The sequence below is a fragment of the Marinovum sp. genome (genome assembly GCF_048263515.1).
GTDB lineage: Bacteria > Pseudomonadota > Alphaproteobacteria > Rhodobacterales > Rhodobacteraceae > Marinovum.
The window spans coordinates 16325-31351 of sequence record NZ_JBLXEC010000006.1 but is presented as its reverse complement, the minus strand read 5'-3'; the positions used below and the strand labels follow the sequence as shown (position 1 = coordinate 31351).

The window sequence follows — 15027 nt, the reverse complement described above, 5'->3', positions numbered from 1 at the left end:
TCGCTCAGCCGGTCTCGCCCGTGCGCAGATACGCCAGCATGGTCTCGGCCGTCGACCGCTCCAGCGGCACGCCCTCTGGCGCGTCGCGAAAGCCCGGCTCGGCAAAGAGCTGCGTGATCTCCATATCCTCGACCAGCATCGAATAGCGCCAGCTGCGCATCCCCATGCCCTGCGGCGAGCGGTCGACCAGCATGCCCATCTTGCGGGTGAACTCGCCATTGCCGTCCGGCAGGATGCGGACCTTCTCGATCGCCCGCGATTTCGCCCATTGGTACATCACGAAGGCATCGTTGACCGAAAGGCAGACCACCTCGTCGATGCCCTCGGCGCGGAAGTCATCGTAAAGACGCTCGTAGCCCGGCAGGTGGCTGTCGGAACAGGCCGGGGTATAGGCGCCGGGCAGCGCAAAGAGCACCACCCGCCTGCCGGCAAAGACATCCGCGGTGCTCAGCGCCTTCCACTCGAACGGGTTGTCACCTGACAACTTCGGGTTGCGCACGCGGGTGTGAAAAGTGGCCTCGGGGACGGTCTGCGGGATCATGGTCAGGGCTCCGGATCAGGGGATGAGGATGGCCGAGCCGGTGGTCTTGCGGCCCTCCAGCGCGGCATGAACTTCGGCCACGTCCGCCAGGGGGCTGGGCGTGCCGGTGTCGATCTTCACGCGGCCCTCGGCGATCACCGCAAAGAGGTCCGCCGCCGCCCCGGTCAGCCATTCGCGCGAGGCGGTGTGGTGAAAGAGCGTCGGCCGCGTCAGGCGCAGCGAGCCCGAGGCAAGGTGCGAGATGCGGAACTGATCCGGCGCGCCGGAGGCCTGGCCAAAGCTGACGAGGCTGCCGAAGCGGCGCAGCACCGCGACCGAGCCCAGGATGGTGTCCTTGCCGACGCCATCATAGACCGCCGCGACGCCCTTGCCATCGGTCAGCGCCTTGACCTCTTCGACCCAGTCGCCGCTGCTGTAGTCGATCACCGCGTCATAGCCGTTGTCCCGCGCCAGCGCGCATTTCTCGGCCCCGCCGGCGGTGCCGATGGCACGCACGCCTTTGGCGCGCAGCCATTGCCCGGCGATCTGCCCCACCCCGCCGGCAGCGGCATGAACCAGCACGGTGTCGCCCGGCTGTACCGCATAGCTGTGATGGATCAGGTAGTGCACCGTCAGCCCCTTGAGCATCGCGCCCGCGGCCTGTTCATCCTGCACGTTGTCCGGCAGTGGCACCAGCATCGCCGCCGGCACGATCCGGTGCGAGGCATAGGCGCCGTTGGGCACGGTATAGGCCACCCGGTCGCCGGGGGAGACCCCGGTCACATCCGGCCCCACCGCCTCGACCACGCCGGCACCTTCAGAGCCCAGCACGAGGTCACGCTCGACCGGCCAGGGATAGGCGCCGGTGCGGAAATAGACGTCGATGAAGTTCACGCCGATCGCGGTATGGCGGATCAGCACCTCACCGGAACCAGGCAGCGGGGGGTCGATGTCGCGCCGTTCCAGCACCTCGGTGCCGCCGGGCTGCGCGGCGAAGATCGCATAGGCCATTACGGGGTCTCCTTGCAGTCACATGTCTGTCCGCAGGTGATCATGCCCGGCGCACGGCGGGTGACAAGTGTCAGTATTGCACCGTCACGGTTTTCACGTGCGAAAAATGGTCGATCACCGCGATTCCCGTCTCCCGACCATGGCTCGACTGCTGGTGCCCGCCAAAGGGCGTCTGCACCGTCGCCACACGGTTGACGGCGGTGGGCTTTGCCAGGACCGTGCCGGCGGTTGGCACCTTGACGACACCCGGTGCGACAGTGGACCTTGTGCTGACCGACGTCGGCGTCGCGGTGAACCCACTGCTGGCCGCGCGCCACAGGCCGGGTGGTCGCCGTCTCTGACTACCGCGACGGCCGCGTGACGGACGTGGTGCGACAGATCGAAGAGTGAGGAAGACATGAGCGTGATCCGCGAAGCAGACCTGATCGAGAGCATCGCTGACGCGCTGCAATATGTCTCCTACTACCATCCGCCCGATTTCATCCAAGCCATGGCCGCCGCATGGGAGCGCGAGGAAAGCCGGGGCGCCAAGGACGCCATGGCGCAGATCCTCGTCAATTCGCGCATGGCGGCCATCGGCCGCCGGCCGATCTGCCAGGACACCGGCACCGCCAATGTCTTTCTGTCGATCGGTCAGGATGCGTGGCTCGAGCTGTCGCGCCCGCTGCAGGAGGTGGTCGACGAAGCGGTGCGGCAGGCCTATCTGCTCGACGCCAACCCGCTGCGCGCCTCGGTGGTGATCGATCCGCTGGGCGCGCGCAGGAACTCCGGCGACAACACCCCTGCCATGCTCTCGACCGAGATCGTCGCCGGCGACACGGTCACCGCACATGTCTCGGCCAAGGGCGGCGGGTCGGAGAACAAGGCCAAGTTCACCGTGCTCAACCCCTCGGATTCAATCGCCGACTGGGTGGTCAAGACGGTCGAGACGCTGGGCGCCGGCTGGTGCCCGCCGGGTATCCTCGGGATCGGCGTCGGCGGCTCGGCCGACAAGGCGATGGCGCTGGCCAAGAAGGCGCTGAACGACCCGATCGACATGGCCGAGCTGCGCCGGCGCGGGCCGTCCGACCGGACCGAAGAGCTGCGGCTGGAGCTCTACGAGCGGATCAATGCGCTGGGCATCGGCGCGCAGGGGCTCGGCGGCGTGACCACGGTGCTCGACGTCAAGATCCGCAGTTTCCCGACCCATGCCGCCAGCCTGCCGGTTGGTCTGATCCCCAACTGCGCCGCGACCCGCCACGTCAAGTTCACCCTTGACGGCACCGGCCCCGCGCGGCTGAGCCCGCCGGACCTGTCGCTCTGGCCCGAGATCCTGCTCGACATGGCCAGCAGTGGCGCGCGGCGGATCGATCTCGACCAGCTTGACGACGAGGTGATCGCCTCGCTGACGCCGGGCGAGACGATCCTGCTCAACGGCACGCTTTATACCGGGCGCGACGCGGCGCACAAACGCATGGTGGCGATGCTCGACACGGGCGAGGCCCTGCCGGTCGATCTGCGCGGTCGGGCGATCTATTACGTCGGTCCCGTCGACGCTGTGGGTGACGAGGTGATCGGCCCCGCCGGCCCCACCACCGCCACCCGGATGGACAAGTTCACCGACCGCATCCTCGCCGAGACCGGGCTCAGGCTGATGGTCGGCAAGGCCGAGCGCGGCCCGGTGGCGATCGAGGCGATCAAGCGCCACAAGGCGGCCTATCTGATTGCCGTGGGCGGCGCGGCTTATCTCGTCTCCAAGGCGATCCGCGAAGCGGAGCCGGTGGCATTTCAGGACCTTGGCATGGAGGCGATCTACCGCCTGCGGGTCGAGGACATGCCGGTCACCGTAGCGGTGGATGCCGAGGGCAATTCGGTGCACAAGACCGGCCCGGCCCGCTGGCGGCGTGCGCCGGTGACCGCCTGACTTAGGGCGCGCACCGGCTTCGCTCAGATTATCTCGAGCCGCTTGATTGGAAATCCTGATCTCGTCATTGCAGCGGCCCGGGAGCGCAGCTCAGACATCCGAAGGGTCCGGTCGATGACGCCGAACCATTTCAGGTGATTTCGTCTTGATTTCGGACAGAGTTCCGGCGGGGCGAGCCGGTGTCTGCGAAAGTCAGTCCAGTCCGGGCAATCCGCCCGGGACCTTTCAAGGAACATGCCATGACCCGCCTTTCATTTCCCGCCGTGATCGCCGCAGCCTGCCTCGTCGCCTCTGCCGCGTCCGCCGAACAATACGTCGCCCGGATCGACGCGCCCTTCCCCGGCGCCAATGCCAGGCTTCTCGAGTCCCTCAAGATCGTGGAACTCGACATCTTCGAACACGCGGGCGCGGCCTATGTCGTCATCGAAGCGCCCGACGAGGGCTATGTCGAGGCCTATTTCTTCGCCCTGCATCTCACCCCGGAAGAGCTCCTCATGCTGCAGGCCGACTGGAATGCGCCCGGTCTCTCCGGCCTGCCCCTCGAGCAGCGGCTGCCGTTCCTGACCCCGACGGGATGCGGTTACTGCACAAGCTGACCGGGCAGCTACCGGGACGGGCGCGCCGTGCCGGCCACGCCCGCGGTCCGCGCCCAGGCGACCAGCGCCTCGGCGTGCCCGGCCTCGACGATGGGCAGGTGCCGGAAGTGGTCGGCAGGCAGGTCGATCCCGCGCACCATCTTCCGGGTCGCCGACGTCTGTTGCGCCGAGACTGCGCCGAGAGCCGTCGCATAGACCAACGCGTTCCACGCCCCCCACGGGTTGAGCTCACAGCCTTCGCGCGCCGCCGCCAAGGCTTCTTCCCTCCGCCCGTCCAGCAGCCGCGCCAGCGCGATGAGCGAAATGTAGAGCGGGTTCTGCGGATCCTCCGGCGCGCGCTGCATCATCTCCTGCAGGCGCTGTTCACCTTGCGCGAAGTCGCCCGAGAACACCTCGCTCGTGGCGAGGGTCAGATGGGTCTGGTGATAGACCGGGTTGATCTTCAGCGCGCGGGCGCAATCCAGCCTGGCGCCGTCGTGGTCGCCAAGGCACCAGAGCCGCAGATTGCCCCGCGTGCGCAGGACATAGTCGATGGTCTGGCCAAGCTCGACGGCGCGTTCGGACAATTCCAGCGCGGTGTCAACGTCGCCGGGCAACTCGGCAAAAGGGATGAGCGGGATCATCTGGGTCTGCATCGAGGCCAGCATGGCCAGCGCAACCGGGTTCTCCGGCGCCCGCGACACCGCCGCCGTCAGCGCCCTGCGCGCCGCGACCCAGTTCTCGCGCCGGAACCGGTTCATGTGCCACCCGGCCTTGTCCAGCAGCTCCTGAACCGAGAGCTCGGCATCGTCGCGGCTGACGGCCTCGGTGCCGTCATTGACGATCATGTGCACTCTCAGCAGCGCCGAGATCCTGTCGGCGACGCGGCCCGCGAGGGTCCAGATGTCTCCGTCCGCCCCGCTGTCGGTGCCAGCGTGGACCTCCTCGCCCGACACCCCCCGTTCGATCTTCACGAAGACGCGGGCAGCCTCGCCCCGGACCGTCGCACGCCCACCGATGATGTAGCGCGCGCCGGGCCTGAACGCGGTGTCCGTCAACACGCGCACGCCGGCCCTGCGTGTCAGCCGGATGACCAGTTCCTCGAACAGGGCTTCGGCCAGTTCTTCGGCCTGAACGTTGCCGCCGGTCGTGCGGAACCGTTCGACAAGGACCTTGGGCAGCCCTGCCGCGTCTCCGGGCGCGGACCTGGCGGTCAAGCTGTAGCCGCGCCCCACGACGGTCTTGACGATCTCATGATCCTGGTCCGACAGCGCGGCCCGGATGTCCTTGACGCATTGGGCCAGGCTGTCATCGGTCACGGCGGTGCCCGTCCAGACCGCCTCGATCAGGGCATCGCGGGACACCACCGCGCCGGGCGTCTTCGCCAGCTCCGCCAGCACGCGCATGGACTGCGCCCGCAGGGGAACGCGCGCGCCGGACGCGCTGCGCAGGGTCAGATCAGAAAGATCAAAGCTGCAGGCCCCCAGCGAAAGTCTTTGCGGTTCCATCGATCATCCCGATCAGACCTTCTGGGCCATCCAGACGGATCCTTAGAGCATGATGGGCTCTCGGTCCATGCGGGAGGCTGGCGTGCCGGGATAGCGACTACCGGTTGGCGCGAACACCGGGCGGGGTCCGGTCGCTGCGGGATGCTTAGCAGTGGCAACAGAGACCCTGCAATTCGTTTATTCGGCCATGGCGGAGGGAATAACTCGAATGTGAACAGGCGTGCAATTTTGACCCCGTAACGGGGTGATCGGCGTCCAAAAATGACCCCCTTACACTGATGTGGATGATGCCCCTGAGATCATCGGGGAGCACAGTGTGGGATGTTGGTTGTGGAGACGATTGCGAAGATCCGTCGGGCGTATTTTCAGGACAAGAAGCCGATTAAGCAGATCTGCCGGGAACTGCGGGTTTCGCGGAATACGGTGCGGAAGGTGATCCGATCCGGCGTGACGGAGATGACCTATGAACGCACGATCCAGCCTCAGCCGAAGATCGGGCCTTGGAAAGGCATGCTCGACGAGATGCTGGCGGCCAACGCCCGAAAGCCCAAACGCGAGCGACTGACCCGCATCCGCATCTTCGAGGAACTCCGGGCCCGAGGATATGATGGCGGCTATGATGCGGTCCGGCGATATGCGGCCACGTGGTCCAAGGAGGAACAGGAGGCCTCGGCCGCTGCCTATGTGCCGCTGATCTTCGACCCAGGCGAGGCCTACCAATTCGATTGGAGCCACGAGATCGTAGTGATCGATGGCGCAACAACTACTGTGAAGGTTGCCCACGTCCGGCTGTGCCACAGCCGGATGCTGTTCGTGCGAGCCTACCCGCGCGAGACGCAAGAGATGGTCTTCGACGCCCACGACAAGGCCTTCGCCTTCTTCGGCGGCGCTTGCGCTCGGGGGATCTACGACAACATGAAGACCGCGGTGGACACGATCTTCGTCGGCCGCGACCGCGCCTACAATCGCCGGTTCCAGCAGATGTGCGGGCACTACTTGGTCGACCCGGTCGCCTGCACACCTGCCTCTGGCTGGGAGAAGGGACAGGTCGAGAACCAGGTTGGGGTTGTCAGGCGACGGTTCTTCGTGCCCAGACCGAAGTTCAGGAGCTATGCCGAGCTCAACGCCTGGCTCGAGGACCGCTGTGTGGCTTGGGCCAAGTCCCATCCGCATCCGGAACTGCGTAACCGGACAATCTGGGAATTATTCGAGGAAGAGCGCGCGAGCCTGGTGCCTTATGTCGGGCCTTTCGACGGCTTCCATGCCGTGCCGGCGTCCGTGTCGAAGACCTGTCTCGTTCGCTTCGACAAGAACCGCTACTCCGTGGATGGCCGCGCTGTTGGTCGCCCTGTCGAGATCCGCGCCTATGCCGAGTGGGTCGAGTTCTGGCAGGACGGCAAGATCGTGGGGCAACATTCCCGGTCGTTCGGCCGCGACAAGGCTATCTACGACCCGCTGCACTACATTCCGGTGCTGGCCCGCAAACCCGGTGCCCTCAGGAACGGAGCGCCGTTCAAGGACTGGGAGTTGCCGCCCGCGATCAGGCGAGTGCAGCGCAAGCTTGATAAGGTGCCGAATGGTGACCGCCAGATGGTTCAGATCCTGAGCATGATCCCAACCGACGGGCTGGATGCCGTGGATGCTGCCTGTGCCGAAGCCCTGAACGAAGGGGCCCCCGCCGCCTCAGTCGTCATCAACATCTTGGCCCGACATCGTGAACCGCCACCGCCGTTGACCATTGATACGCCGGACGCGTTGCGACTGACCTGCCAGCCCGTGGCCGATTGCCAACGTTACGACAGCCTCAGGAGACCCAACCATGGAAAGATCACAGGTGCTGGACGCGATGAGCCAGCTGAAGCTCTACGGCATGAAGGCCGCCTACGATGAGATCATCACCACGGCGGTGAAGCGGCAGCATGAACCGCAGCAGATGGTAGGCGACTTGTTGAACGCCGAGATCAGCGAGAAGCAGGCGCGTTCGATCAAATACCAAATGACCATCGCCAAACTGTCTCTGGCGAAAGAGATCGACGAGTTCAGCTTCGAGGGCACGCCTGTCAACGAGACGCTGGTGCGCGACCTGGCCGCCGGGGGCTTCCTTGAACAGCAGCGAAATGTTGTGCTCATCGGCGGCACCGGGACCGGCAAATCCCACCTTGCTGTGAGCATCGCTCGGGCGTGCATCCGGCGAGGCAAACGAGGGCGGTTCTTTAACGCCGTGGACTTGGTGAACAAGCTCGATGCCGAAGCTCGTGCCGACCGGCAGGGGCGCACGGCTGACCTACTGTGCCGCCTCGACTTCCTAATCCTTGACGAGCTTGGCTACCTTCCGTTCGCCCAGACCGGCGGCCAGTTGCTATTCCACCTCATCAGTCGCCTCTACGAGCGCAGCTCGGTCATCGTGACCACCAACCTCGACTTCGGTGAATGGCCATCGGTCTTCGGAGACGCCAAGATGACGACGGCATTACTCGATCGCCTTACCCACCACTGCGACATCGTCGAAACCGGCAACGAGAGCTGGCGCTTCAAGAACAGGGAATAATCCAAGCCCCGCTGGCCCGATACGGCTGCGCTGTATGATGGCTACACCGCATCGGGCCAGCTACACGTGCGCCAAACAGGGGGTCATTTTTGGACGCCGATAGGGGGTCAAAATTGCATGCCGATTGACAGGTTGGGATTTGAGCCCCGGATCATTCCAGCGATTTACGTGAAGCCTTTCAACAAGGGTCAAAAGAACGACTACAACGATGCCGAGGCGATTGCAGAGGCCGCGTTGCGCCCCAATCTTAAAACGGTTTCTGAGAAAACGCAGGACCAGCTTGACCTGCAAGCGCTGCATCGCGTCCGGTCTCGCCTTGTGTCGCGGCGGACGGCCGCGATGAACCGGATCCGGGCCTTTCTGATCGAACAGGGTATCACCGTCCGGCGCAGTGTGTCTGCCTTACGCAACTCGCTTGAAGCCATCCTTGACAATCGCAGCGGCGAGATGTCCTTGCGCATGCGCAAACTGATCGTGGGTCTCCAGCAGGACTGGATCTGGCTGGACAAACGGATCGAGATGACCACGGCTGAAATCAAGGAGGTCAGCGAAACTGAGCCGGGTTGCCAGCGGCTTATGACGATCCCGGGTATTGGCCCGTTGATCTCAACGGCAATGGTTGCTGCCGTTGGCGAGGGCGAGGCCTATGACCGGGGACGCGACTTTGCAGCCTGGCTCGGATTGGTCCCAAGGCAAAGCAGCACCGGCGGGCGCACGATATTGGGGAGCATCACAAAACGGGGCAGTCGTTATCTGCGCATGCTCTTTGTGCAGGCCGCACAGGTCATCATGATGCGCCCCAAGAACTGGCACAAGTTCAGCTTTGGTCCGTGGCTGGAAGCGGCGTCAATGCGGATGCAGCACAACAAACTTGGTGTGGCACTGGCCAACAAGCTCGCCCGGATCGCCTGGAGCGTCCTCAGCTCCGGCAAAGACTTTGATTGGAAAAGACAAGAGATGGCGGCTGCGGTCTGATCAGGCCAATGCCGCAAACAATGTTCGTAAACCTCAATTGCATGGAACGGAATTAAGGCGCACCCAAAGTCTGAGAGCCCAAATGGTCATCAATGATCTGGTCAGTAATGAGATAGCGGCGCGTGCGCACTCCCAACAGGGCCACGGCAAACAATGAAGCCGATAAAAAGGCCGGATACATATCAACGACTTCCAGAAGACATGCGATTGATCACTTGCGAACAGCAGCCGGTACATACATTTGTGCTCGAAGCTGACCTGCGGCGCTGCAGCATAGCCTCCTTGCCAGACATCCTTCCGATCGACACACACGGCCCAATCCGGACTTTCGCCGGCTCGGCTATCGCTGCGATGCAGTTTCCCCGAACCGGTCACCCATGGCATCGTGCAGCACGCCCTTAAAGACGAAGGTCGGCAGCGCGGACCTTCCTGCCGTTCGCTGCAAACGCTCGATCTGCTCTGCAGGAGCGAGAGGTCTTGCTGGAAGGGCGGGAACCGGACCTTCGCTGCGGTCGCGAAATTTTCAGCACAACGCCTGAAAGCGGCCCTTTGTTGCGGTTTAAACACCCCCTATCGGCATCCACCTACATTCACTGGTATTAAGGCCATAGAGAATGCCTTACTCCGCGCCTGATAAGTATCAGAACGTAGGGTTCAAGGCGCCACGATGCGCGGTGCCGGCACCCGCCTGGATCAGACGATTACCAGGTCGAAGATCGACACGGTTTGATCATCGAACACGAAATTCTCGATGTTGATCAAGGTGTCGGTGCCCGCTGTGCCGCCGCTCACGGTCGCATCGCGCGACGCCGTTCTGGTGATGGTGAAATCCGCCCGGTCGCCGTCATAGACCGCGAAATCCGATGAGCCGCCACCATCAATCATGTCGTTGCCAGCGCCGCCTTTCAGCCGGTCAATACCGCCAAACCCAAACAGGAAATCGTCGCCTTCCAGACCAGACAGATTATTGCGTCCCGAATTCCCGGTCAGGTGGTCGGCAAAGTTGGTGCCAACCAGGCCCTCGATCTCAAAATAAAGGTCCAGCGCCGCGTCGCCACGGGTGCCTCGGCCGGTCTCCTCGCCGTTCACAATCGCACCATTGCGCAGGCTTGCCGTCACGCCTGATGTCGATTGGAAATAGGTGACCGTGTCGTCGCCGTCGCCGCCGAAATAGCGCTCGCGCCCGCCGGACGAGCCGACGAACCAGTCGAAATCACCCAAGCCCCGGAAATCGTTCTGGCTGCCGTCGCCGTAGAATACATCCTGACGGCCAGAGCCGGTGATCCGCTCGACGCTGTCATAGACATCGCCCGCGGCCAGGTTGGTATTGTTGGCCGGATTGGTCAGATCAACCACAACGCCGGTTACCTGGGCGTTGGCGGGCGGTGCGCCGCCGGGGTTGAACGGGCTGCCGGTGTTCACCGCCGTGCTTTGCCATCCGACATACGAGATCATGTCCTGACCGGTGCCACCCTCGTAGCTGTCATTGCCCTCGGTCGCCACAAACCAGTCGAAATCACCCAGGCCGCGCAGTTGGTTGTCGCCCGCGTCGCCCTTGATACGGTCGGCAAATATGGTGCCGGTGATGCGCTCGACATTGCTGAACTGGATATTCTCCAAGCCATCATGGCTGACAGCCGTGCCCGCCCCCATGTCGATGTCCAGCCGGTACTCAACATTCGTGCGGCCCGGCGTATCGGGCAGATTGACAAAGCTCAGCATATCGCGTCCCGCCCCGCCATTGATGGTATCATTACCGCCCCCGGGCGTGATCCAGTCACTGCCGCCAAGCGCGTTGATAATTTCTGCTGCCGCCGTGCCGTTGACGTTCTCTGCGGCCTCGGTGCCGTTGACAATCAGGCCACCGCTGCTCCTCAAATCGCCATAGGTCACACTTCCGTCAAGGAAGACAATGTTTTCAACGTCCTCGTGGATAGAGTCGTTCCCCTGCGAAGAGAACACGCGAATACCGTTGGTTTCGATACCGACAGTCGCGTCGCTGCGCGCTACCGCCAAAATGGCCGTATCGATCCCTGCACCGCCACGTATGCTGTCATCCTCAAGCCCGGCCCGGATCGTGTCATCGCCCAAACCACCGTTCAGGGTGTCATCCCCAGCGCCACCATTTAAGCTATCCGCTCCAAGGCCACCATTCACCTGGTCGTTGAAGGCGGAGCCAGTCAGGCTCTGACCATGGGTCGGGCCGCCGGTGACATATTCAGTTAGAGTGTCGACCGTGTCGTCGAAACCTCCATCGAGATTCACATCCAGCTTACCGTCCACGTCGGTGCCCAGATCCAGCGTTACGCCAGAAAAATCCACATTCAGCGATTGCAGAACACTAAAGTCGGTTGTGGTGTTCGTTCCATCACCAACTACGCGGATGGTGCCCGAACCGGATATCGAAATACCAGTAGGCAAAACATCGTCCAGATACTCGACTTGTTCGACGGACAGGATCAACGTGCTGCCTTCCAGAACACGGATCGAACCTTTGACATCATCACCCGCAGCAGCGGTCCAGACCTTCAGGCCATCCGCACCAAGAGCCGATAAATCCACGGCACCCATGATATCCAGGTCCGCGTAGAACAGGTTCAGCTGTCCGCCCGCAAGGAAGGTCGCGTCTTTAATAGTGACAGTCATACCCCCATCACCAACACCACCGGTCGGATCAATCGGACTACCGCTTGCGTCTTCAGTTACACCCGTTTTGCTGTTGATGAACGACCAAACGCCGGTTGCCGAGAGTTCAGGTGCCTCCAGCGTTCCGTCTTCAAGGATCGCCTTGCCGAGGATCAAAGCGACGGTACCGGCACTACCCGAGTTGTCGACCCTGAAATCTTCGCGATCGACCTTGGCGGCGACACCCAGGTTTACATAACCCTCGTGCATCGTGGCATCCACAGTGCTAAGCGCCTCGCCGTCGATACCAGCATAGGGGTTCGTTCCGTCGGTGTGCAGGACATAACCAGGCTGATCCCCTGCTGTCACAGGATCAATGTCCGGGACATGTTCATAGCCATACCAAACCGCACTGTCCGCAGAACCCAATAGCGTCAGCAGCTCGGTGGTTGTGCCACCGTAGAATGCGGGACTACCGCCGGTGGCTGTCAGCACGCCGGGGTGTGTGTTTTGATCGACAGCGATGACTAATATTTCAGGATCGCTAACGTCAAGGGACTTGAGGGTCACATCATTTGGGCCATTGATCTCGAGTGTGGCCTTGTCATCATTCGGATCGGTATCGTCGTCCTTGAAGATGATTTTCCGCAAATTCAGGTCGCTGCCTTCAGTGCTGATGGCTAATTTGCTGAATACAGTAACTTCTTCATTGGAGACCCCCAGCAAGGTCACGCTGGAACCGCCGGTCGAAATGATACGATTTCCGTCGGCGTCTTGGGACAAGACCTGTGAGTCAATCTGCGCTTGGGTAAAGGCCGAGAAATCCAGGAAGTCAGTGCTCAGGACGTCAGTGCCAACGTGGCTAACAAAATCCGTGATCGTGTCGTTACCACTCAGCGCGTTAATGACGAAGGTATCGGCCCCGTCGCCGCCGGTCATCAAGTCATCGCCTGTGCCACCTTCAATGGTGTCATTGCCCGCGCCACCGTCCAAGGTGTCGTCGTTGGCCAAGCCGAAAAGTTGGTTGTCGCCGCCATTGCCGGTGACCACATTGCCAACTTCGTTCCCCGTCGCATCAATATCCGCGCTGCCCAGAAGGGTCAGGTTTTCGACGTTGAACCCGTCGTCGTTCCAGTCCCGCAGCACCCAGGAGATGGTGGACCTGATTTCGTCCACATCCCCGGTGGCTGTGTTGCCGGGGCCATAGGAATCATAGGTGAAATCAGCCACAAAATCGAGCAGGCTATCGACGATATACACGTCGGCACCGCCTTGACCTATCAATGTGTCATCGCCAGTGCCGCCGTCGAGCGTATCGCTCAGCCCGTCAGGCCCGCCCTGAATATTGTCGTTGCCAGAACCACCATCTGCAATGACGTTGTTGCCAAAGCCAAGAATAGTGTCTTCTCCGGCACCACCGATCAGGGTGTCGGGACCTACACTGGGCGGGTCTACCTCGGCGATCGGACCGGTGCCGATAATCTCATCATTACCGTCACCGCCATCAATCGAATCCGCCCCAAGCCCGCCAATCAAACTGTCAGCGCCATCCAGACCGAAAATGATGTCGTTACCACCCGCACTATCGAGCGTATCCGCGAGGTCTGTTCCGGTCAGGGTCTCCCCAATATCTGTACCTGTCTCAACGACCATCTGAATGTTCCCCTCGATCACCAGGAATATTTTTCTGGCGTTTGAGAATAAAGTAATCGGTCACGCCCCATTTGGGTAACCGGTCGAACATACTAAGACCGAGCGCCCCTACCCGGCGATTCTTTTCTCGTAATTCTCGTGATTGATTGTGAAATCTGGTCCCTGAGGGTGCCAAGTCGCGACTTCGCTCCCGCTTAGGAAGTGTTGCGCCGGATGGCCTGCCCCCATCGGGTGGTCCGGTTTGATTGTTAGTGCATCGCGGGCTGATGTGATCCCCGGAAACGCCCCCGATCTTGGTTAGAGTTTTCCGCATCGAATCCCCGGCTGGGAGAGGAGTGGAAACGCTTGACAGCATTGAAGTTCACGGACGAGCAGAAGGCGTTCATCATCAAGCAGGCGGAGGACGGGACGCCGGTCGCGGAGGCCTGCAGGAAAGCCGGGATCAGCTCGGCGACGTTCTTCAATTGGAAGAAGAAGTATGCGGGGCTGATGCCGTCCGAGATGAGGCGGCTCAGGGAACTTGAGCAGGAGAATGCGAGGCTGAAGAAGATCGTCGCGGACCTCTCGCTCGACAAGGAGATGCTGCAGGACGTCATCAAGCGAAAGCTCGTCGCCATTGTCGCTCAAACCAATGGCGCAACAATGACGACCCTACCCGGAAGAGGACGCTGGTCGACGAGATGCGGGCGGATTGGCAGATATCAATCCGCCCGGCCTGTGCGGTGATCCGGTTCTATCCCAGAACCTACCGCTACAAGTCTCTTCGACCCGGACAGGCCGCGCTGGGACAGCGGATCAGGGAGATTTGCCAGACCCGTATCCGGTTCGGGTATCGACGTGTGCACGTGTTGCTGAGGCGCGAGGGCTGGGAAATCAATTAGAAAAAGACCAATCGCATTCACAAGGAGTTGGGCATTCAGCTGAGGAACAAGACGCCGAAGCGCCGGGTGAAGGCGAAGCTCAGGGAGGATCGTTCAGAGGCCGTCGGGCCGAACGATGTCTGGGCGATGGACTTCGTGCATGACCAACTTGAAACGGGGCGAAAGATCAGGATTCTGACGGTCGTTGATACCTTCTCGTACTTCGTGCCGGTGCTCGATCCACGGTTCAGCTACCGCGGCGAAGATTTCGTCGCGACCCTTGATCGCGTCTGCCGGCGGACCGGCTATCCGGCCACGATCCGGGACGACCAGGGCAGCGAGTTCATCTCCCGCGACATGGACCTCTGGGCCTATCAGCGCGGTGTCACGCTCGATTTCTCGCGACCAAGAAAACCGACCGACAACGCCTTCATCGAGGCGTTCAATGGGCGATTCCGGGCGGAATGCCTGAACGCTCACTGGTTCATGAATCTTGAAGATGCCGCTGAAAAGTTGGAGGCTTGACGTAGAGCCTACAATGATGAACGGCCACACAGCGCCATTGGGCACAGGGTCACGGAGGACCTGATGAAATCAGCGTGACACCAGCCCGTGCACCTGATCGAAGGGCAGAAACTCTGACAACCGCCGAGGGCGCGTTGGGTAGCACATCAAGCAACCGGAAGAATCCAGCTTCCGGCGGTTCAAGGAAGGTGAGCAGCGCACGATCAGCGTGCGGCTCTCGTTACCCTGACATTTGCCGCGAGGCGGAGAGCAACATTTTAGAAGCCCTGTCCGCACCTCAGTTGGGCAGACGAGATCATCCCTGGCGCCGCTTGTTGTTTGGCG

The 15027-nt window shown here is 62.0% G+C and carries 9 protein-coding genes and 2 pseudogenes; 6 read left to right on the top strand and 5 right to left on the bottom strand.

Annotated elements, in window-relative coordinates; all coding sequences use genetic code 11:
* Window positions 1-4 precede the first annotated feature (4 nt).
* The 3 genes from ACN0SE_RS07655 to ACN0SE_RS07645 all read right to left on the bottom strand — a co-directional run bounded on the left by ACN0SE_RS07655 (window position 5) and on the right by ACN0SE_RS07645 (window position 1766).
* On the bottom strand, window positions 5-541 hold the full coding sequence (locus ACN0SE_RS07655; RefSeq protein ID WP_417523920.1) for a peroxiredoxin: 537 nt from the start codon (window positions 539-541) through the stop codon (window positions 5-7).
* Window positions 542-556: 15 nt separating this feature from the next.
* On the bottom strand, window positions 557-1531 hold the full coding sequence (locus ACN0SE_RS07650; protein WP_417523919.1) for a quinone oxidoreductase family protein: 975 nt from the start codon (window positions 1529-1531) through the stop codon (window positions 557-559).
* Window positions 1532-1601: 70 nt separating this feature from the next.
* Entirely contained in the window at window positions 1602-1766 is a 165-nt protein-coding gene (locus ACN0SE_RS07645; protein ID WP_417523918.1) for an aldehyde dehydrogenase family protein, read from the bottom strand.
* A gap of 162 nt (window positions 1767-1928) precedes the next feature.
* Between ACN0SE_RS07645 and ACN0SE_RS07640 the strand changes: the two genes are divergently transcribed.
* Window positions 1929-3434, top strand: a complete 1506-nt coding sequence (locus tag ACN0SE_RS07640; RefSeq protein WP_417523917.1) for a fumarate hydratase — start codon at window positions 1929-1931, stop codon at window positions 3432-3434.
* Window positions 3435-3673: 239 nt separating this feature from the next.
* Entirely contained in the window at window positions 3674-4030 is a 357-nt protein-coding gene (locus tag ACN0SE_RS07635; RefSeq protein WP_417523916.1) for a hypothetical protein, read from the top strand.
* Between the two features lie 8 nt (window positions 4031-4038).
* Here the strand turns inward: ACN0SE_RS07635 and ACN0SE_RS07630 are convergent, their stop codons facing one another.
* Window positions 4039-5517 carry a winged helix-turn-helix domain-containing protein gene (locus tag ACN0SE_RS07630; RefSeq protein ID WP_417523915.1) on the bottom strand — a complete coding sequence of 493 codons (1479 nt, stop codon included), beginning with the start codon at window positions 5515-5517 and terminating at the stop codon, window positions 4039-4041.
* A 321-nt stretch (window positions 5518-5838) separates the two neighbouring features.
* On the opposite strand from ACN0SE_RS07630, the gene istA reads away from it, so the two are divergent.
* The 3 genes and pseudogenes from istA to ACN0SE_RS07615 all read left to right on the top strand — a co-directional run.
* Window positions 5839-7407 (top strand): IS21 family transposase, encoded by a 1569-nt coding sequence (istA, locus tag ACN0SE_RS07625; RefSeq protein ID WP_417523914.1) that lies wholly within the window; start codon window positions 5839-5841, stop codon window positions 7405-7407.
* Window positions 7337-8065, top strand: coding sequence for an IS21-like element ISPkr1 family helper ATPase IstB (istB, locus tag ACN0SE_RS07620; protein ID WP_417523913.1), 729 nt, complete (start codon window positions 7337-7339; stop codon window positions 8063-8065). The genes istA and istB overlap by 71 nt, the downstream gene beginning before the upstream one ends.
* Window positions 8066-8197: 132 nt before the next feature.
* A pseudogene (locus ACN0SE_RS07615) lies at window positions 8198-9040 on the top strand (IS110 family transposase); the annotation flags it as partial.
* A 693-nt stretch (window positions 9041-9733) separates the two neighbouring features.
* Here ACN0SE_RS07615 and ACN0SE_RS07610 read toward each other — a convergent pair.
* Complete coding sequence (locus tag ACN0SE_RS07610) at window positions 9734-13339, bottom strand: beta strand repeat-containing protein (RefSeq protein WP_417523912.1); 3606 nt, start codon at window positions 13337-13339, stop codon at window positions 9734-9736.
* A 324-nt stretch (window positions 13340-13663) separates the two neighbouring features.
* Here ACN0SE_RS07610 and ACN0SE_RS07605 point away from each other — a divergent pair.
* Window positions 13664-14800 (top strand): annotated as a pseudogene (locus tag ACN0SE_RS07605) (IS3 family transposase).
* Window positions 14801-15027 lie beyond the last annotated feature (227 nt).

Coding starts and splice junctions, on each gene's coding strand:
- ACN0SE_RS07655 (WP_417523920.1), bottom strand. CDS start 541: ATGATCCCGCAGACCGTCCCCGAGGCCACTTTTCACACCCGCGTGCGC.
- ACN0SE_RS07650 (WP_417523919.1), bottom strand. CDS start 1,531: ATGGCCTATGCGATCTTCGCCGCGCAGCCCGGCGGCACCGAGGTGCTG.
- ACN0SE_RS07640 (WP_417523917.1), top strand. CDS start 1,929: ATGAGCGTGATCCGCGAAGCAGACCTGATCGAGAGCATCGCTGACGCG.
- ACN0SE_RS07635 (WP_417523916.1), top strand. CDS start 3,674: ATGACCCGCCTTTCATTTCCCGCCGTGATCGCCGCAGCCTGCCTCGTC.
- ACN0SE_RS07630 (WP_417523915.1), bottom strand. CDS start 5,517: ATGGAACCGCAAAGACTTTCGCTGGGGGCCTGCAGCTTTGATCTTTCT.
- istA (WP_417523914.1), top strand. CDS start 5,839: ATGTTGGTTGTGGAGACGATTGCGAAGATCCGTCGGGCGTATTTTCAG.
- istB (WP_417523913.1), top strand. CDS start 7,337: ATGGAAAGATCACAGGTGCTGGACGCGATGAGCCAGCTGAAGCTCTAC.